The 693-nt window shown below is 28.6% G+C and carries 1 protein-coding gene; it reads left to right on the forward strand.

The annotated features are described in order from the left end of the window. Window positions 1-663, forward strand: a 663-nt coding sequence (locus HXZ74_RS17155; protein ID WP_286476519.1) for an IS3 family transposase, incomplete at its 5' end; no start/stop codon positions are given. Between the last annotated feature and the right edge of the window lie 30 nt (window positions 664-693).

A 693-nucleotide genomic window follows, 5' to 3' on the forward strand; every position in this document is an offset into this window, starting at 1 on the left:
GCTTTAGGTTACAGAATATCAGTTAAAACAGTTGCTAAATATATGCAAGAGCTTGGTTTAAGAAGTAAATTAAGTAAAAAGTTTAGAGTTACAACAAATTCTAAACATAATTATTTAACTGTAAATAATCTTCTTAATCGAGATTTTTACGCTTCAAAACCTTCTATGAAATGGGTATCAGATATTACTTATATTCAAACTCAAGAAGGATTTTTATATTTAACAACAATTATCGATTTATATGATAGAAAGGTCATTGGTTGGAGTTTGAGCAATACGATGAGTACTGAAGATACAACTTTATCAGCATGGCGTATGGCTATAAAGAATAGAACGATTAAAAAAGGAATGCTATTTCATTCTGATCGAGGAATACAATATGCGTCAAAGAAGTTTGCAAATACGCTTGATTCTTATGGTGTTATCCGTAGCATGTCAAGGAAAGGGAATTGCTGGGACAATGCTGTGGCTGAGAGTTTCTTTAAATCGTTAAAAACTGAAATGATTTATGGAAATAAATTAATTACAAGAGAGAAAATGAAAAAACAAATTTTTCAGTATATTGAAATTTGGTATAACAGAAATAGAAGACATAAAGCTTTGAATTATAAAACTATTTTTGAGTTTAATAATAATTTACAATTTTTAAAAAATGTAGCTTAACTTACACTGGAAAATTCAGGGGGATATCCA

The organism is Empedobacter sp. R750 (assembly GCF_030324345.1).
Classification (GTDB): domain Bacteria; phylum Bacteroidota; class Bacteroidia; order Flavobacteriales; family Weeksellaceae; genus Empedobacter; species Empedobacter falsenii_C.